This is a genomic window from Enterobacter sp. RIT418, from assembly GCF_003057745.1.
Taxonomy (GTDB): Bacteria; Pseudomonadota; Gammaproteobacteria; order Enterobacterales; family Enterobacteriaceae; genus Enterobacter.
This window is the reverse complement of record NZ_QBJD02000002.1, coordinates 235,036-253,869: the sequence shown is the minus strand read 5'-3', so window position 1 is coordinate 253,869 and position 18,834 is coordinate 235,036. Positions and strand designations below refer to the sequence as shown.

Below are 18,834 nucleotides of genomic sequence, written 5' to 3'. Positions count from 1 at the left end.
ATGGACGAGCAACAGATTTTTATCGGCGGGCAGTGGCGACGCGGCAGCGGCAGCGCGATGCAGAGCCATTTCCCCGCCGACGGATCGCTCAACGCGACGCTGAACGCGGCTGGCCTGGACGATCTGGAAGACGCCATTGAAGCCGGCGAACGCGCGTGGCGCGATCCGGCCTGGCGCAACGCGCTGCCGCACGTGCGCGCGAAGATCCTGCATAAGGTTGCCGATCTGATTGAATCCCGCGTTGACGCGCTGGCGCAGATGCAGAGCCGCGATAACGGCAAGCCGCTGGCGGAAGCGCGCGGGCTGGTGATGAGCGCGGCGGGCACGGCCCGCTACTTCGCCGCCGCCTGCGAGCTGCTGGAAGGCGAACTGCCCACGCCGCGCCAGCCCGACCTGCTGACGCTGAGCCGCTACGAGCCGCTCGGCGTGGTGGCGGCCATCACGCCGTGGAACTCGCCGATCGCCAGCGAAATGCAGAAGGTCGCCCCGGCGATTGCCGCGGGTAACGCGGTGATCCTCAAGCCCGCAGAGGCCACGCCGCTGATGGCGCTGGAGCTGGCGCGTATTTTTGAGCAGGCGGGCCTGCCCGCCGGGCTGCTGAGCGTGCTGCCGGGCAAAGGCTCGGTGATTGGCGACGCGCTGGCGCGCCACCCTCGCGTGCGGAAAATTTCCTTTACCGGCGGCACGACCACCGGTCGCCATCTGGCGCACGTGGCGGCGGAAAAGCTGATCCCGGCATCGCTCGAGCTGGGCGGGAAATCCCCGACCATCGTGCTGGAGGATGCGGACGTCGAGCAGGCCGCGCGGGGCATTTGCTATGGCATTTTCAGCTCGGCGGGGCAGGCGTGCATCGCCGGATCGCGCCTGTTCATCCACCAGAGCCTTTACGCGCCGCTGATGGCGCGCCTGCTGGAACTCACCCGCGGCCTGCGCGTTGGGCATCCGTTTACCGATGGCGTTCACGTCGGGCCGCTGATTAACGAGAAGCACCGCCAGAGCGTCATGGAGTACGTTGCGCTGGCAAAACGCGAAGGGGGCCGCGTGCTGTGCGGCGGGGAGATCCCGGCCGACCCGTCTCTGGCGAACGGCAGCTTCTTCCAGCCGACGATTATCGATGGGCTGACCAACGCCGCCCGCGCCTGCCGGGAGGAGATCTTCGGCCCGGTGCTGGTGGCGATGCCGTTTAGCGATGAAGCCACGCTTATCCGCGAGGCCAACGACTCGGTATACGGGCTGGCGGCGGGCATCTGGACGCGCGATACCGGGCGCGCGCTGCGCCTGAGCGAGCAGCTGGAAGCGGGCACGGTGTGGATCAACACCTACAAAGTGTTTGCGATTTCGACCCCGTTCGGGGGCTTTAAAGAGAGCGGTCTGGGCCGCGAAAAGGGCATTCAGGGATTAAAAGCCTGGATGCAGCAAAAGAGCATTTATCTGGCGACGGGTAATAGCGTCAACCACTGGTGCGACTGAGAAAGGGTAAGCAATGAGCGAAATGATAACCGTCGGCGACGCCATCGCCAGAACGCTGGAGCAGTACCAGGTTGAGGCCATCTACGGCGTCATCTCCATTCACAATTTGCCGATCGCGGATGCGGTAGGACAGCGCGGCAACATTCGCTTTGTGCCCGCGCGCGGCGAAGCGGGTTCCGTCACCATGGCCGACGCGCACGGGCGGTTTTCGGGCCTCGGCGTGGCGCTGACCAGCACCGGCGCGGGCGCGGGTAACGCCGTCGGCGCGCTGGTTGAGGCAATGAACGCCTGCACGCCGCTGCTGCACCTGACCGGCCAGGTTGAAAAGGCGTGGCTGGACGCCGACACCGGGTTTATTCATGAAACCCGCGATCAGCTGACCTTCCTCAAGGCCAGCTCAAAGCGGGCGTACCGCATCAGCAGCGCGAATCAGGCGATCGCGATCCTGCACAAGGCGATACAGGAGGCGCAGACGCCGCCGTGTGGCCCGGTGTCGGTGGAGATCCCGATTGATATTCAGGGGGCAAAAATCCCTGCATCGCTGGTGACGGCGGCGGTGAAAGCGCCCGCGGCTTCACCCGCTGATGCTGGCGCCGTCGACGCGCTGTGGGCGCAGCTGAAGCAGGCGAAACAGCCGCTGCTGTGGCTCGGCGGCGGGGCGCTGGGAAGCGCTGACGCGGTGAAACGGCTGGCGGACGCGGGCGTAACGGTGATTTCCAGCACCCACGCGCGCGGCGTGCTGCCGGACGCCCATCGCGCCAGCCTGCGGGCGTTCCACAACTCGCCGTCCGTCGAAGCGCTTATCGCAAAATGCGACTTCACGCTGGTCGCGGGCTCGCGCCTGCGCAGCAACGAAACCCGCTCCTGGACGCTCGAACTGCCGCACCCGCGCGTGCAGATTGATATCGATCCGGCGGCGGCAAGCCGTAACTATTTGATGGACGATACGCTCATTGCCGACTGTTCCGCGCTGCTGACCGCGCTGGCAGAAAAAGCTCAGGGGCGCGAGTGGGGCAGCGCCCGGTGGGACGCGCAGGTTCAGCAGGCGGTTGAGCAAGCCGAGCAGGGGCTGCGCGAACAGTGCGGAGCGTATGCGAAGCTCAACGATGCGATTGAAAAGGCGCTGCCGAAGGATGGCCTGCTGGTGCGCGATATCACCGTGTCCGGCAGCCTGTGGGGCAGCCGCCTGTTCCGCGCCAACGGCCCGCTGATGAATATCCATTCCCTGGCGGGAGCGATTGGCATGGGGCTGCCGATGGCAATCGGCACCGCGATTGCTAACCCGCAGCGTAAGGTGGTGGGGCTGGTGGGCGACGGCGGCCTGAGCCTGAACCTGGGCGAGCTGGCAACGCTTGCCCAGGAGAAAGCCAACGTGACGCTACTGGTCATGAACGACGGGGGCTACGGCGTGATGCGCGGTATTCAGGATAAGTATTTCGGCGGTCGCCAGTATTTTAACGAACTTCACACGCCGGACTTTACGCTGCTGGCGCAGGCGATAGGCCTGCAGGCCTGGAGCGTTGAGCGGGCGGAGGATTTTGACGCCGTGATGACCGAAGCGCTGGCGATGCCGGGGCCGTCGGTGGTAGAAGTGCGGATGGGGCAGATTGGCGCGCTGAAGTTCGCCGGGCCGCCGCAGAAATCGCTTTACTGAGGTGCGGATTGTTCCCCTCACCCTAACCCTCTCCCCAAAGGGGCGAGGGGACTTAAAACACCCTCTCCCCTTTGGGGAGAGGGCTGGGGTGAGGGGACAAACTCAGAACACGTTAAACGGGTATTCCACGTAGGCGCGGATCTCATCCCCACCCACGTTGTAATCGCTGGCGTTGCTGGAGACGCGCAGCACCGAGTAGCGCAGGCGCAGCGTCAGGTCTTTCGCCGGGCCGTTCTGCACCTTGTACTGGATCTGGTTAAACCACTCGTGCTCTTTGCCGTTGCTGGTTTCAGCGGTCTTGATGTTGTCGCCGCGCACGTAGGCGGTGGTCCAGCTCAGGCCCGGCAGGCCGAGGCCACCGAAGTCGAGGCCGTAGGACGCCTGCCATGAGCGTTCGTCTTCCGCGTTAAAATCTGACCAGTAGGAGTTCGCCAGCCAGATGGTGTTGCCGCCGTCACCGACGCCGCCGCGATCGCGATAGCCGCCGTAGCTGTAGCCGGTGCTGCCGCTGCTCTGCTGATACGCCACCTTAAAGGTGTGAATGTCCCAGATGTAGCTGGCGGCCAGGCTCCAGATAGTGTTGCTGCGCCCGGTATCGAGGCTGTCTGCGTAGCCCTGATCCAGGCGGGAGTTATAGCCGTTGAAGTCAAGGATCAGCTGCTGACCGGTGCTAAACGGCTGTTTGAAGTTCAGGCCCAGGTACTGCTTGTTCATGACCTCTTCGTTGTGAGAGGCATACAGCGCGCCGCTGAACTGGTCGTTGAACTGGTAGCTCGCCCCGCCGAAGGTCAGGCTTTTTAGCCCGCTGTCGTGGCGGTCGTCGCTTTTTCGCTGCTCGTCCGTAAAGTAGCCGGCGTTAACCTCCAGGCCGTCGATCTCTTTCGACGTCAGCAGCGTGCCGGTGTAGCTTTCATACAGCAGGCGCGAGCTGTCGGCCGTCACAATCGGCAGCGCGGGGCGCTGGTTGCCGTAGCTCAGCACGGTGTTGGAGATACGCATTTTGGCCGTTGCGCCTAACTTTGCGAGGTCCGATTTTGCGCGTCCGTCGTCTTCCTGCTTAAAGAAGTCGATGCCGCCCGCGCCGCTTTTGCCGCGGCCCCCGTCAAGGCGCACGCCGTACTGGGCAATGCCGTCCACGCCAAAACCGATTAGCCCTTCGGTATAGCCGGATTCAAAGGTCGCGACGATACCCTGGCCCCATTCGGCTTTATCCTGCTGGCCCTGATGGTAATCACGGCTGATATACGCATTGCGTAAAAACAGATCTAAATGGCTGTCGCCAATAAAACCCTGGCTGTCTGACTGCTGGCTGGCAACGGCGGGTAATGCGGAAAATAAGCCTAATGCAATTAACGATAATTCTTTTTTCACGGAGGGAACGTCTCTGTCTGGATTATATTAAAGTGGGTTGCTGCATCGCGATAATTACCTGAAAGGGTAATGAATGCAATAATTATGTAATCAGACGTTTCTGTGCGCGAACCCTTGCTGCACGCGCTCTCAAGCGGACGAATTAATATCTCGGTGATAATTACCGATACGTGCGGTTTAATTAACAAATCATGCGAAATAAAAAGGAGGCAAATATGCCTCCTTCCAACATTATTTAATTCCGTCTGCGGCCATGCGGTCGCGAATATGCTGCGCGCGCTCAACGGAGGCCGGGTGATCGTCAAACATGGAGCTTTGGCGGCCTTCTTCCAGCTTCGCCAGCTTTTCAAAGCTGGTGGCTAAACCGGATGGATTAATGCCGCGTTTGCGCAACAGATCGTAGGAGTAGTCATCGGCCTCGGATTCCTGGCGCTGAGAGAACTGGGAATTGACCAGCTTCTCGCCCATGTCGCCAATCTGTGATTGAGACAGGCTTCCGACGATGCCGCCCGCAGAGGCCGCCGCCGCGCGAACGGCGTTGGTGCCCAGTGCAACCTGCATGCCTTTCTTCACGTGGCCCAGGGCGACGTGGCCCATCTCATGGCCGATCACCGCTTCGACTTCGTTGTCGGTCATCATGTCCATGAGCCCGCTGTAAACGCGGATGCAGCCGTTCGCCATCGCAAAGGCGTTCACGTCTTTGGCGACGTAAACCTTGTAGTTCACCGGCTGGCCGTTGATGTTGTCCCCGAGTGCGGAAGCAATCTTATTCAGACGCTGCGTGTAGGTACTGTTAGCCGGCGCGAGTGTGGCTTTCGCGTCCATATCTTTACAGGCCTGATCGCTCAGCGCGATGACCTGTGCGTCGCTCAGGGAGTAGGCCTGAAAAGCTTCCGCGCCTGAGGACATCAGGCCGTTAGAATCCATATTCTGGCAGCCGCTCAGCAGGAGAGTGGTTCCCAGAGCCAGCACAATTGCACGCATTTTCATGTAGTTGCTTCCGTACCCGTTAAACTAAAAAAAATCCGAAAATCACCGTAAGCGAAGCCGGTGCTGCGCTAAGTATAAAGAATATCGACACGGGCGGGCGAGCAGATTGCGCAACATGCGAGCATGATCCAGAGATTTCTTAAGCGGCAAAAGAATGGTCCATGTACATGCCCTGCGGCTTGGGTTACATTGTTGGCACTTTTTTCCGGCGTAGCCCAAAACGCGCTGTCGTCAAGGGCATGGCCTTTAACAGTCCGATCTGGAGTTAAAATGTCCTCACGTAAAGAGCTTGCAAATGCTATTCGTGCGCTGAGCATGGACGCAGTACAAAAAGCCAAATCCGGTCACCCGGGCGCCCCTATGGGCATGGCTGATATCGCCGAAGTCCTGTGGCGTGATTTCATGAACCACAACCCGCAGAACCCGGCATGGGCTGACCGCGACCGCTTCGTGCTGTCCAACGGCCACGGCTCTATGCTCATCTATAGCCTGCTGCACCTCACCGGCTACGATCTGCCTATCGACGAGCTGAAAAACTTCCGTCAGCTGCACTCCAAAACTCCAGGTCACCCGGAAGTGGGTTACACCGCGGGCGTTGAAACCACCACCGGCCCGCTGGGTCAGGGTATTGCTAACGCAGTCGGTATGGCGATTGCCGAGAAGACCCTTGCGGCACAGTTCAACCGTCCTGGTCACGACATCGTTGACCACTTCACCTACGCGTTCATGGGCGACGGCTGCATGATGGAAGGCATTTCTCACGAAGTGTGCTCCCTGGCCGGTACCCTGAAGCTCGGCAAGCTGGTCGCGTTCTACGACGACAACGGTATCTCCATCGACGGCCACGTTGAAGGCTGGTTTACGGACGACACCGCGGCTCGCTTTGAAGCCTACGGCTGGCACGTTGTGCGCGGCGTTGACGGCCACGATGCTGACTCGATTAAACGTGCGGTAGAAGAAGCACGTGCAGTCACTGACAAACCGTCCCTGCTGATGTGCAAAACCATCATTGGCTTCGGTTCCCCGAACAAAGCGGGTACGCACGACTCCCACGGCGCGCCGCTGGGCGACGCTGAAATTGCGCTGACCCGTGAAGCGCTGGGCTGGAAATATCCTGCTTTCGAAATCCCTTCTGAAATCTACGCCCAGTGGGATGCGAAAGAAGTGGGCCAGGCGAAAGAGTCTGCGTGGAACGAGAAGTTCGCTGCCTACGCGAAGGCGTTCCCTCAGGAAGCGGCAGAATTTACTCGTCGTATGAAGGGCGAAATGCCGTCTGATTTCGACGCGAAAGCGAACGAGTTCATCGCTAAACTGCAGGCAAATCCGTCTAAGATCGCCAGCCGTAAAGCGTCGCAGAATGCGATTGAAGCGTTCGGTCCTCTGCTGCCTGAATTCCTCGGCGGCTCAGCTGACCTGGCGCCGTCTAACCTGACCCTGTGGTCCGGTTCTAAGCCAATCAACGAAGACACCGCGGGTAACTATATCCACTACGGCGTGCGTGAATTTGGTATGACCGCCATTGCTAACGGTATCTCCCTGCACGGCGGTTTCCTGCCGTACACCTCTACCTTCCTGATGTTCGTTGAATACGCGCGTAACGCCGTGCGTATGGCTGCGCTGATGAAGCAGCGTCAGGTGATGGTCTACACCCACGACTCCATCGGTCTGGGCGAAGATGGTCCAACCCACCAGCCGGTAGAGCAGGTGGCTTCTCTGCGCGTAACCCCGAACATGTCTACCTGGCGTCCATGTGACCAGGTGGAATCCGCGGTAGCGTGGAAATATGGCGTTGAGCGTCACGACGGTCCAACCGCGCTGATCCTCTCCCGCCAGAACCTGGCGCAGCAGGAGCGTACTCCAGAGCAGCTGGCGAACATCGCTCGCGGCGGCTACGTGCTGAAAGACTGCGCAGGTCAGCCAGAGCTGATCTTCATCGCTACCGGTTCTGAAGTTGAGCTGGCCGTGGCTGCATGGGAAAAACTGACTGCCGAAGGCGTGAAGGCGCGCGTGGTCTCCATGCCGTCTACCGATGCGTTCGACAAGCAGGATGCAGCCTACCGTGAATCCGTTCTGCCTAAAGCGGTTTCCGCTCGCGTGGCGGTTGAAGCGGGTATCGCTGACTACTGGTTCAAATACGTGGGCCTGAACGGCGCTATCGTCGGTATGACCACCTTCGGTGAATCGGCTCCGGCAGAGCAGCTGTTCGAAGAGTTCGGCTTCACCGTAGAGAACGTTGTCGCTAAGGCGAAAGAACTGCTGTAATTGCGGTTTTGCCCGGTGGCGCTGACGCTACCGGGCCTACAAATGGCATAAAATGCAGGCCGGGTAAGCGTCAGCGCCACCCGGCTTTTTTGTATCTGCTATTCCTGGTTCCTGTAACGGCACTGTAATTTATTCCACCCAAAATGTGACGCAAGTCATATAGCTGGCTTATTGGTCTGGACAGACATTCCTTTTATTCACCGATTCGCTTATTCTTGCTGAAGCGTTTCAGTCGATGATGTGTTCGACAAATGACCAATCAATCGCAGTTTGTGACAGGCAGCATTCCCCTTCGGGCGTCGCTGGATTACTCTTTCAGCCACCTCACACTCAGGGAAAGCGTTGCAGGAGATCTATGACCGTACGCGTAGCGATTAATGGCTTCGGCCGCATCGGGCGCAACGTGGTTCGTGCTTTGTATGAATCCGGGCGTCGTGCGGAAATCACCGTGGTGGCAATCAATGAACTGGCGGATGCTACGGGCATGGCGCATTTGTTGAAATATGACACCAGCCATGGGCGCTTTGCCTGGGACGTTCGCCAGGAAAGAGACCTGCTTTTCGTCGGTGATGATGTCATTCGCGTGCTGCATGAGCCCAGCATAGAAGGGCTGCCGTGGCGAGAGCTGGGCGTAGACGTAGTGCTTGACTGTACCGGCGTGTACGGCACCCGCGAACACGGTGAAGCGCATCTGACCGCGGGGGCGAAAAAAGTGCTGTTCTCCCATCCCGGCAGTAACGACCTCGACGCCACCGTCGTTTACGGCGTAAACCACCTTGAGCTTCAGGCTGACCACCGCATCGTCTCTAACGCTTCCTGCACCACCAACTGCATTATTCCGGTCATTAAACTGTTAGACGATGCGTATGGCATAGAGTCCGGCACCGTAACCACGATCCACTCCGCCATGCACGATCAGCAGGTGATCGACGCCTATCACCCGGACCTGCGACGCACTCGCGCAGCGAGCCAGTCCATCATTCCGGTTGATACCAAACTCGCTGCGGGGATCACCCGTATTTTCCCGCAGTTTAACGACCGCTTTGAAGCGATTGCCGTGCGCGTTCCCACGATTAACGTCACCGCAATCGACCTGAGCGTGACCGTGAAAAAACCGGTAAAAGCCTGTGAAGTCAACCTGTTGCTGCAAAAAGCGGCACAGGGAGCATTTCATGGTATAGTTGACTATACGGAATTACCGTTGGTCTCAGTAGATTTTAACCACGACCCGCACAGCGCCATTGTTGATGGCACGCAAACGCGCGTGAGTGGTGCACACCTTATCAAGACGCTGGTCTGGTGTGATAACGAATGGGGCTTTGCTAACCGAATGCTTGACACTACGTTAGCAATGGCCGCGAAAGGTTTCAGGTAAGACGCAGCGTGCGTCTTCAAGACTTTATCAAGAATCAACGAGAGGATTCACCATGTCTGTAATTAAGATGACCGATCTGGATCTGGCAGGTAAACGCGTTTTCATCCGTGCCGATCTGAACGTACCGGTTAAAGATGGCAAAGTGACCAGCGACGCGCGTATTCGTGCTTCTCTGCCAACCATTGAACTGGCGCTGAAGCAGGGTGCTAAAGTGATGGTAACCTCCCACCTGGGCCGTCCAACCGAAGGTGAGTACAACGAAGAGTTCTCCCTGCTGCCGGTTGTTAATTACCTGAAAGACAAACTGTCTAACCCGGTTCGTCTGGTTAAAGATTACCTGGACGGCGTTGAAGTGGCTGCCGGTGAGCTGGTTGTTCTGGAAAACGTTCGCTTCAACAAAGGCGAGAAGAAAGACGACGAAACTCTGTCCAAAAAATACGCGGCACTGTGCGATGTGTTCGTAATGGATGCTTTCGGTACTGCACACCGCGCGCAGGCTTCCACCCACGGTATCGGTAAATTTGCCGACGTAGCCTGTGCAGGTCCACTGCTGGCTGACGAACTGGAAGCGCTGGGCAAAGCCCTGAAAGAACCTGCTCGTCCAATGGTCGCTATCGTTGGTGGTTCTAAAGTGTCTACCAAACTGACCGTTCTGGATTCCCTGTCTAAAATCGCTGACCAGCTGATCGTTGGCGGTGGTATCGCGAACACCTTCGTTGCTGCTCAAGGCCACAACGTCGGTAAATCCCTGTACGAAGCAGACCTGGTTGACGAAGCGAAACGCCTGCTGAGCACCTGCGATATTCCTGTTCCGACTGACGTTCGCGTAGCGACCGAGTTCTCCGAAACCGCAACCGCGACCCTGAAATCTGTTAACGACATTAAAGATGAAGAGCAGATTCTGGACCTGGGCGACGTTTCTGCAGAGAAACTGGCTGAAATCCTGAAAAACGCGAAAACGATTCTGTGGAACGGCCCGGTTGGCGTGTTTGAATTCCCTAACTTCCGTAAAGGCACCGAAATCGTTGCTAACGCAATCGCAGACAGCGAAGCGTTCTCTATCGCAGGCGGTGGTGACACCCTGGCAGCTATCGACCTGTTCGGTATTGCTGACAAGATCTCCTACATCTCCACTGGTGGCGGCGCATTCCTCGAATTCGTGGAAGGCAAAGTTCTGCCAGCAGTAGCAATGCTCGAAGAGCGCGCTAAGAAGTAAGCCATTCAAGGGCAGGGAAACCTGCCCAATTTTCAGCGCGCTTTTAAGAGCTCGCACCTTTTCTAACGGCCGAAGATACAGGACTAAGCAACATGTCTAAAATTTTTGATTTCGTAAAACCTGGCGTGATCACTGGTGATGACGTACAGAAAGTGTTCCAGGTAGCTAAAGAAAACAACTTCGCTCTGCCAGCAGTTAACTGCGTGGGTACCGACTCCATCAACGCCGTACTGGAAACCGCTGCAAAAGTAAAAGCACCGGTTATCGTTCAGTTCTCTAACGGCGGCGCGGCGTTCATCGCGGGTAAAGGCGTGAAAACTGACGTTCCACAGGGCGCGGCAATCCTGGGCGCGATCTCTGGTGCGCACCACGTACACCAGATGGCAGAGCACTACGGTGTCCCAGTTATCCTGCACACCGACCACTGCGCGAAGAAACTGCTGCCGTGGATCGACGGTCTGCTGGACGCGGGTGAAAAACACTTCGCGGCAACCGGTAAGCCACTGTTCTCTTCTCACATGATCGACCTGTCTGAAGAGTCACTGCACGAAAACATCGAAATCTGCTCTAAGTACCTGGCGCGCATGGCCAAAATCGGCATGACCCTGGAAATCGAACTGGGCTGCACCGGCGGTGAAGAAGACGGCGTGGACAACAGCCACATGGACGCTTCTGCCCTGTACACCCAGCCAGAAGACGTTGATTACGCGTACACCGAGCTGAGCAAAATCAGCCCACGCTTCACCATCGCGGCGTCCTTCGGTAACGTGCACGGCGTGTACAAGCCAGGTAACGTGGTTCTGACCCCAACCATCCTGCGTGATTCTCAGGAATACGTTTCTAAGAAACACAACCTGCCGCACAACAGCCTGAACTTCGTCTTCCACGGCGGTTCCGGTTCTTCTGCTCAGGAAATCAAAGATTCCGTAAGCTACGGCGTAGTGAAAATGAACATCGATACCGACACCCAGTGGGCAACCTGGGACGGTATCCTGCAATACTACAAAACCAACGAAGCTTACCTGCAGGGCCAGCTGGGCAACCCGAAAGGCGAAGACCAGCCGAACAAGAAATACTACGATCCACGCGTATGGCTGCGTGCTGCCCAGTCTTCCATGATTACTCGTCTGGAGCAGGCATTCAAAGAGCTGAACGCGGTTGACGTTCTGTAATTTGCGCTGCTGACAGCATCAGAAGGCCCGCATATGCGGGCCTTTTTTTATGGTTTTTCAACATGCTGCAACATCTGATTTTGTGATCTGTTTGGCAATACTTGCTCTTTTTGTTTACCCTTTACTAACCTGCCCGTCTCCATGAGGGATAGATTTTTGTGGTTTGATTTAGCATAAGGATAAATGAATGGACGATCTCGGTGTAGTAGATGGCATCAACAATGCGGGGACCTGGCTGGTGCGCAACCAGGCGCTGCTGCTGAGTTATGCGGTAAATATCGTCGCGGCAATCGCGATTATCATCGTCGGTATGATCGTGGCGCGCATCGTCTCGAATACCGTTAACCGGGTTATGGTCGCGCGACACATCGACGCGACGGTCGCGGACTTCCTCTCCGCGCTGGTGCGCTACGGTATCATCGCCTTTACCCTGATTGCGGCGCTTGGTCGCGTCGGCGTGCAAACGGCATCCGTCATTGCGGTACTCGGTGCGGCAGGTCTGGCTATTGGCCTGGCGCTGCAGGGCTCACTTTCGAACCTCGCCGCTGGCGTACTGCTGGTGACCTTCCGTCCGTTCCGCTCCGGTGAATACGTTGACCTCGGCGGCATCGCCGGGACCGTGCTTCAGGTGCAGATTTTCTCCACCACCATGCGCACCGTTGACGGCCGTATCGTTGTGATCCCTAACGGCAAAATTATCGCCGGAAACATCATTAACTTCTCCCGCGAGCCGGTGCGTCGTAACGAGCTGATTATTAGCGTGGCGTATGATTCGGACATCGATCAGGTGAAATCCCTGATTGCCAATATCATTGCCTCTGACGATCGTATTCTGAAAGATCGCGAGCAGACCGTGCGTCTTAACGAACTGGGCGCGTCGTCCATTAACTTTGTGGTGCGTATCTGGAGCAAAAGCAGTGATTTGCAAAACGTTTACTGGGACGTGCTGGAACGCATCAAGCGTGATTTTGACGCCAACGGCATCAGCTTCCCGTACCCGCAGATGGACGTTAATCTCAAGCGCGAGAAAGTAGCCGAATAATTCGCTTTCGCACAGGCCCGGTAAGCCTCAGCGCCGCCGGGCTTTTTCTTCATAAGCCCTGCTAATCCCCGATTAATATTATCCATTTCCTCTAATGTAATTCTCCACGTATAGTCTGCTCCAAAGACAATTCTGCGAGACTTACGTCATGTTCTCTTATTACTTTCAAGGGCTTGCCTTAGGGGCAGCCATGATCCTTCCCCTTGGCCCGCAAAATGCGTTCGTGATGAACCAGGGCATTCGCCGCCAGTATCACCTGATGATTGCGCTGCTGTGCGCGGTAAGCGATCTGCTGCTGATTTGCGCCGGCATTTTCGGCGGCAGCGCGCTGCTGATGCAGTCTCCGTGGCTGCTGGCGATCGTCACCTGGGGCGGCGTCGCGTTTCTGCTTTGGTACGGCTTCGGCGCGCTGAAAACGGCGATGAGCAATAACCTCGAGCTGGCAAACGCCGAGGTGATGAAGCAGGGGCGCTGGAAAATCATCGTCACTATGCTCGCGGTCACGTGGCTTAATCCGCACGTTTATCTTGATACGTTTGTGGTGCTGGGGAGCCTGGGCGGGCAGCTGGACGTTGAGCCGAAACGCTGGTTTGCGTTAGGCACCGTCAGCGCGTCGTTCCTGTGGTTTTTCGGTCTGGCGATTCTGGCGGCCTGGCTGGCCCCGCGGCTGCGCACCGCGAAAGCGCAGCGGATCATCAATACGCTGGTGGGGCTGGTGATGTGGTTCATTGCTTTTCAGCTGGCCAAAGACGGGGTCCAGCATGTTCAGGGATTGTTCAACTAAGCGTTATCCGATGGACAACCGCGCAGGACGCGCTAATCTTGCTGGCATGCGCCCTGTTTGTGGGCACTCTTCGCAACATGGAGGAATGACAGTGAAGTTTAAAGTGATGGCCCTGGCGGCATTAGTCGGTTTTGGTGCAATGTCGGTTCAGGCGAGCGAACTGCCTGACGGCCCGCACATTGTCACTTCAGGCACGGCGAGCGTGGATGCGGTTCCGGACGTGGCAACCCTGGCAATTGAAGTTAACGTTGCCGCGAAAGATGCTGCCTCAGCGAAGAAGCAGGCTGACGATCGCGTTGCGCAATATCTCTCTTTCCTGGAGCAGAACGGCGTAGCGAAAAAAGACATTAACTCTGCGAACCTGCGCACCCAGCCGGATTACGATTACCAGAACGGTAAAAGCATTCTGAAAGGCTATCGCGCGGTGCGTACCGTTGAAGTGACCTTGCGCCAGCTCGATAAGCTGAACTCGCTGCTGGACGCGGCGCTGAAGGCAGGGCTGAACGAAATTCGTTCCGTCTCGCTGGGCGTTGCGCAACCGGAGAAATACAAAGACGAAGCGCGTAAAGCGGCGATTAACGACGCTATTCACCAGGCAGAACAGCTGGCATCCGGCTTTAAGAGCAAGCTCGGCCCGGTTTACAGCGTGCGTTACCACGTCTCTAACTACCAGCCAAGCCCGATGGTTCGCATGATGAAGGCCGACGCGGCGCCGGTATCCGCTCAGGAAACTTACGAGCAGCCAACCATTCAGTTCGACGACCAGGTTGACGTGGTGTTCCAGCTGGAGCCAACTCAAACTCAGCAAACTGAGGCGGCTAAGGCGCAGTAATTTGCCCTCACACTAACCCTCTCCCACAGGGAGAGGGAATTCAAGCGATTAATCCTGCCTCAACACCTTGTGACCAAATGCCAGCAGCGCGTCGGTAACGTTGCGCATCATGCGGCTTTCCGGCGCAAAGCGGTGCCAGTACAGCATCCGGCGCTGGTAAAGCCCAGGCGTTAAGTCAATCAGCTCGCCGCTTTTCAACTCTTTCTCAATCTGCAGATGCGGGATCATGCAGCAGGTAGTGCCCTGGCGCGCAAGCTGCACGAATGCTTCTGAGGAGTTAACGATGTGGCACGGCACGCTGCCCGGCGGCAGGTCGAAGTTTTGCTGCAGGAAAGCCTGATGCATATCGTCAAGATGGTCAAACGCCACGGCAGGGGCTTTCAGCAGCGCGGCGCGGGTTACGCCGTTCGGGAAGTAGCGTTCGGCAAAGGCCTTTGAGCCGACGAAGAGATAGTCCAGCGCGCCCAGCTGATCCACCAGGCAGCTTGGCAGCGCCTGCGGCTGAATACTCACCGCTCCAACCACTTCCCCCCGGCGCAGGCGCTCCTGGGTGCGGGTTTCGTCTTCAACCTGCAGGTTCAGGCGAATAGGGGAGTCGACCAGCACCGGCGCAAGCGCGGGCAGCAGCCAGGTTGCCAGGCTGTCGGCGTTCACCGCCAGCGACAGCAGCAGCGGCGTGGAGCCGGTTTGCTCATCGCCGAGCCATTCATCTTCAAGCAGTTCAACCTGGCGCAGCAGAGCGAGAAGCTTTTGGCCCTGCTCCGTTGGGCGAGGCGGAACGGTGCGAACCAGAAGCGGCTGCCCAAACATGTTTTCCAGTTGCTTAATACGCTGTGATACGGCGGATTGGGTGATGCACAGCTTCTGCGCCGCGCGTTCAAAACCGCGTTCGCGAATAACGGCATCAAGGGCCTGTAATGTTCTGTAATCCGGACGTTTCATTGCGGGTCAATACTCCTGAAATTTACTTATTCTGCACTATGACACAATTTTCCCTTCGTGACAGACGAAATCCACCCCCGGTGTTCTATAATGCGCCCTGAGTTTTCACACCACAGGCAGAACGATCATGACGCAGGATGAACTGAAAAAAGCAGTAGGATGGGCCGCTCTCCAGTACGTGCAGCCGGGAACGATTGTCGGTGTTGGCACCGGGTCGACGGCGGCGCACTTTATCGATGCCCTGGGCACGATGAAGGGGCAAATTGAGGGTGCGGTTTCCAGCTCTGATGCTTCCACGGAAAAGCTGAAAAGCCTTGGTATTACCGTTTTCGATCTGAACGAAGTTGACCGTCTTGGCATTTACGTTGATGGCGCGGACGAGATCAACGGCCACATGCAGATGATCAAGGGCGGCGGCGCGGCGCTGACGCGTGAAAAGATCATCGCTTCCGTTGCAGACAAATTTATCTGCATCGCTGACGCCTCCAAGCAGGTCGACATTCTGGGGAACTTCCCGCTGCCGGTCGAAGTGATCCCCATGGCGCGCAGCGCGGTTGCCCGCCAGCTGGTGAAGCTGGGCGGACGTCCGGAATACCGCCAGGGCGTAGTGACGGACAACGGTAACGTGATCCTCGACGTTCACGGCCTTGAGATTCTGGACGCGGTCGCGCTGGAAAATGCGATCAACGGCATTCCAGGCGTCGTGACCGTGGGGTTATTCGCCAACCGCGGCGCGGACGTGGCGCTGATCGGCACGGCCGACGGCGTTAAAACCATCGTAAAATGATCTGACGGGGGGAGCCCTCCTCCCGCTAAAAAAATTTTGAACCGCCAAATTCGGTGACTTGTGTCACGTTTTTACGCCTGCTTTGCCGATCCTGCCGCTTTCGTAAATTTCCACAGCATTTTCCTCTGTCATTTTGCCCTGTATGACTTTTCTTCAGAGTGCCGACGCAAACGTTCATATTGCTGCAATAGTTTTTTTTGATATGTTGGCTAGAGCGGATTTCAATCCAGCACAACATCAGTTCAGATAAAAAAACAGGGTCGGGTAAATGGCAAAGGTATCACTGGAGAAAGACAAGATTAAATTCCTGCTAGTAGAAGGCGTGCATCAGAAAGCGATTGATAGCCTTCGCGCGGCAGGTTACACCAACATCGAATTTCACAAAGGGGCGCTGGATACCGAAGAGCTGAAAGCGTCCATCCGTGATGCCCATTTTATCGGACTGCGATCCCGTACTCATCTGACTGAAGAGGTCATTGCCGCGGCGGAAAAGCTGGTGGCTATCGGCTGTTTCTGCATCGGCACCAACCAGGTTGACCTGAATGCTGCCGCCAAACGCGGTATTCCCGTCTTCAACGCCCCGTTCTCAAACACCCGTTCCGTGGCGGAATTGGTGATTGGTGAACTGCTGCTGCTGCTGCGCGGCATTCCTGAAGCCAACGCCAAAGCGCACCGCGGCGTGTGGAACAAGCTGGCGTCCGGTTCATTCGAAGCGCGCGGCAAGAAGCTTGGGATCATCGGCTACGGCCATATCGGCACGCAGCTGGGCATTCTGGCTGAATCGCTGGGAATGCACGTCTTCTTCTACGATATTGAAAGCAAGCTGCCGCTGGGGAACGCCACGCAGGTTCAGCATCTTTCCGATCTCCTGAACATGAGCGACGTGGTGAGCCTGCACGTGCCGGAGAACGTGTCCACCAAAAACATGATGGGGGCCGAAGAGCTTGCCCTTATGAAGCCGGGATCGCTGCTAATCAACGCCGCGCGCGGGACGGTTGTCGATATTCCTGCCCTGTGCGACGCGCTGAAGCGCAAGCATCTGGCCGGCGCGGCTATCGACGTCTTCCCGACGGAGCCCGCAACCAACAGCGATCCGTTTACCTCTCCGCTGTGCGAGTTTGATAACGTGATCCTGACGCCGCACATCGGCGGCTCGACGCAGGAAGCGCAGGAGAACATCGGGCTGGAAGTGGCGGGCAAGCTGAGCAAATACTCGGATAACGGGTCTACGCTCTCCGCGGTGAACTTCCCGGAGGTTTCGCTGCCGCTGCACGGCGGGCGTCGTCTGCTGCACATCCACGAAAACCGCCCGGGCGTGCTGACCGCCATCAACCAGATCTTTGCCGAGCAGAGCGTGAACATTGCCGCGCAGTATCTGCAAACCAACGCCCAGATGGGCTACGTGGTGATCGATATCGAAGCGGATGAGGATGTCGCCGAGAAGGCGCTGCAGAGCATGAAGGCGATTCCGGGAACGATCCGCGCGCGTCTGCTTTACTGATAGTGCGAGGTAAATGCAAAACGGTAACAATAGTTACCGTTTTGTATGTTTCTCCCTTTTCCTATGCGAGAGGGCAGGGTGAGGGCATCAGGCTGCACGCCTGTTTCACCACTCCCACAACGTCGATGGCGTCACTACCGCAGGCAGCGGCACATCCCACTCCTCAACCGGTAACGCCTCCACGCCCTGACAATCGTGCGCGTAACCTACCGGATGTAACCCATACTGCTGCCAGTTTTGCAGCGTTCGGTCATAGAAACCCCCGCCCATTCCCAGGCGCTGGCCCTGCTCGTCAAACGCCACCAGCGGCGTAATCAGCACGTCCAGTTCGCAAAGCGGCAGTACGTCGCGCACGTCGAGCTTCGGCTCGGTGATTTTAAGACGATTCACCACCAGCTCGCTGTGCGGGTGGTAGTGCAGAAACAGCAAATTCCCCGCGCTAAACGGATGCAATACGGGAAGACAGACTTTTTTCCCCGCCCGCCACAGCTGCTCGATAAGCGGCTGGGTGTCCAGTTCGCCGTCAAAGGAGAGAAAGAGGGCAACCGTATGGGCCATCACAACGGGCGGATACGCCATCATGCGGGCGGCGGCCTGTTGGGCAAATTGGGTTTGCTGTTCCGCGGTTAACGCGCGACGGCGCTGACGAATAAGCTGGCGAATTTCCTGGCGTGAGGGAGAAACTTCCGGGAGTTGAGTCATGGTCGTTGGTAGAGAAGAAAGAGGGGAATCTCCGAGATGCCGCCGCAGGCTGTAACCCTTGAACCCTTGGTTCAAGGTGAATGTGTCGTCATAGTTTTAAGGCTTCTCGGACGAACCGAGCATGCTCACCAACCATGGAGCGCCACATTCTTGTGGTATGAAATATCGGCTCAGGGGACTGGCCCGCTTGCAAACATCTCAGAGAAATTTTGTCTTCACAGTTACTCTACCATAGACAACTGCGAAGTGTTATTCAAACTTTGGTCCCGGTCTTTCGGGATTGCGACCTTGATCAAGCAACGCCTGTTCAATGGTCTGCTGGAGCATTTTAATGCGCTGCTCCATGCTTGCCGCGTAGTCGCGGGTCTTCGTTTTTTCCTGAGTCAGTTCATAGCTGATGTTCAACGCGGCGATGAAAACCAGCTGCTCAGTATTTGTGACTCTAGTGCGTTCTTTTAGATCTTGCAACCGCTGATTCAAATCGTCCGCAGCCTGATTCAGGGCATCCCTTTGTTCAGGCGGACAATTCACTCGCAGTGAACGGCCAAAAATCTGGAGATCGACGGGTTGTGCAGACATGCCACCTTCCTGCTGATTGACTGCGCGGCCTTCGCTTACTGCCCCGGGGGCTGCGAAGGGGCGACACTATAGCTACCCTGATGTGAAGATACAAGCCCTTTTCTGGTATCACCAGGGTCCAAAGTGGTAGCATATCATGAATCTTCCCCCTTTGA

16 protein-coding genes and 1 other RNA gene are annotated in these 18,834 nt (G+C 57.3%); 11 read left to right on the top strand and 6 right to left on the bottom strand.

What is annotated here, in order from left to right; all coding sequences use genetic code 11:
* A complete protein-coding gene (locus DBY73_RS03470) occupies positions 1-1,470 on the top strand; it encodes an aldehyde dehydrogenase (protein WP_112009816.1) in 1,470 nt (489 codons plus the stop codon).
* 13 nt (positions 1,471-1,483) lie between these two features.
* Positions 1,484-3,124: a thiamine pyrophosphate-binding protein gene (locus DBY73_RS03465; RefSeq protein WP_112009815.1), complete on the top strand. Its 1,641-nt coding sequence runs from the start codon at positions 1,484-1,486 to the stop codon at positions 3,122-3,124.
* 102 nt (positions 3,125-3,226) lie between these two features.
* On the opposite strand, the gene DBY73_RS03460 is transcribed toward DBY73_RS03465, so the two are convergent.
* Positions 3,227-4,495, bottom strand: a complete 1,269-nt coding sequence (locus tag DBY73_RS03460; RefSeq protein ID WP_112009814.1) for an OprD family outer membrane porin — start codon at positions 4,493-4,495, stop codon at positions 3,227-3,229.
* A gap of 231 nt (positions 4,496-4,726) precedes the next feature.
* The gene (locus DBY73_RS03455) at positions 4,727-5,485 is read right to left on the bottom strand and encodes a M48 family metallopeptidase (RefSeq protein ID WP_112009813.1); all 759 of its coding nucleotides are present in this window, start codon (positions 5,483-5,485) and stop codon (positions 4,727-4,729) included.
* Between the two features lie 270 nt (positions 5,486-5,755).
* Between DBY73_RS03455 and tkt the strand changes: the two genes are divergently transcribed.
* From tkt to DBY73_RS03420, 7 genes are all read left to right on the top strand, one after another.
* The gene (tkt, locus tag DBY73_RS03450) at positions 5,756-7,747 is read left to right on the top strand and encodes a transketolase (protein WP_112009812.1); all 1,992 of its coding nucleotides are present in this window, start codon (positions 5,756-5,758) and stop codon (positions 7,745-7,747) included.
* Between the two features lie 355 nt (positions 7,748-8,102).
* Positions 8,103-9,122 carry an erythrose-4-phosphate dehydrogenase gene (gene epd / locus DBY73_RS03445; RefSeq protein WP_112009811.1) on the top strand — a complete coding sequence of 340 codons (1,020 nt, stop codon included), beginning with the start codon at positions 8,103-8,105 and terminating at the stop codon, positions 9,120-9,122.
* A 52-nt stretch (positions 9,123-9,174) separates the two neighbouring features.
* Complete coding sequence (pgk, locus tag DBY73_RS03440) at positions 9,175-10,338, top strand: phosphoglycerate kinase (RefSeq protein WP_112009810.1); 1,164 nt, start codon at positions 9,175-9,177, stop codon at positions 10,336-10,338.
* A gap of 92 nt (positions 10,339-10,430) precedes the next feature.
* Positions 10,431-11,510, top strand: coding sequence for a class II fructose-bisphosphate aldolase (fbaA, locus tag DBY73_RS03435; protein WP_112009809.1), 1,080 nt, complete (start codon positions 10,431-10,433; stop codon positions 11,508-11,510).
* A gap of 187 nt (positions 11,511-11,697) precedes the next feature.
* Positions 11,698-12,552 carry a small-conductance mechanosensitive channel MscS gene (gene mscS, locus DBY73_RS03430; RefSeq protein WP_112009808.1) on the top strand — a complete coding sequence of 285 codons (855 nt, stop codon included), beginning with the start codon at positions 11,698-11,700 and terminating at the stop codon, positions 12,550-12,552.
* A gap of 148 nt (positions 12,553-12,700) precedes the next feature.
* Positions 12,701-13,336, top strand: coding sequence for an arginine exporter ArgO (gene argO, locus DBY73_RS03425; RefSeq protein ID WP_112009807.1), 636 nt, complete (start codon positions 12,701-12,703; stop codon positions 13,334-13,336).
* A 91-nt stretch (positions 13,337-13,427) separates the two neighbouring features.
* The gene (locus DBY73_RS03420) at positions 13,428-14,168 is read left to right on the top strand and encodes an oxidative stress defense protein (protein ID WP_112009806.1); all 741 of its coding nucleotides are present in this window, start codon (positions 13,428-13,430) and stop codon (positions 14,166-14,168) included.
* Positions 14,169-14,216: 48 nt separating this feature from the next.
* Here the strand turns inward: DBY73_RS03420 and argP are convergent, their stop codons facing one another.
* A complete protein-coding gene (gene argP / locus DBY73_RS03415; RefSeq protein ID WP_112009805.1) occupies positions 14,217-15,110 on the bottom strand; it encodes a DNA-binding transcriptional regulator ArgP in 894 nt (297 codons plus the stop codon).
* A 127-nt stretch (positions 15,111-15,237) separates the two neighbouring features.
* On the opposite strand from argP, the gene rpiA reads away from it, so the two are divergent.
* Positions 15,238-15,897 (top strand): ribose-5-phosphate isomerase RpiA, encoded by a 660-nt coding sequence (rpiA, locus tag DBY73_RS03410; protein WP_047355196.1) that lies wholly within the window; start codon positions 15,238-15,240, stop codon positions 15,895-15,897.
* Between the two features lie 268 nt (positions 15,898-16,165).
* Entirely contained in the window at positions 16,166-17,398 is a 1,233-nt protein-coding gene (gene serA, locus DBY73_RS03400) for a phosphoglycerate dehydrogenase (protein WP_112009803.1), read from the top strand.
* Between the two features lie 105 nt (positions 17,399-17,503).
* Here the strand turns inward: serA and DBY73_RS03395 are convergent, their stop codons facing one another.
* The 3 genes from DBY73_RS03395 to zapA all read right to left on the bottom strand — a co-directional run bounded on the left by DBY73_RS03395 (position 17,504) and on the right by zapA (position 18,679).
* Complete coding sequence (locus DBY73_RS03395) at positions 17,504-18,100, bottom strand: 5-formyltetrahydrofolate cyclo-ligase (protein ID WP_112009802.1); 597 nt, start codon at positions 18,098-18,100, stop codon at positions 17,504-17,506.
* A 24-nt stretch (positions 18,101-18,124) separates the two neighbouring features.
* Positions 18,125-18,308: non-coding RNA, 6S RNA (gene ssrS, locus DBY73_RS03390), on the bottom strand.
* Positions 18,309-18,349: 41 nt separating this feature from the next.
* Entirely contained in the window at positions 18,350-18,679 is a 330-nt protein-coding gene (gene zapA, locus DBY73_RS03385; protein ID WP_006178390.1) for a cell division protein ZapA, read from the bottom strand.
* Between the last annotated feature and the right edge of the window lie 155 nt (positions 18,680-18,834).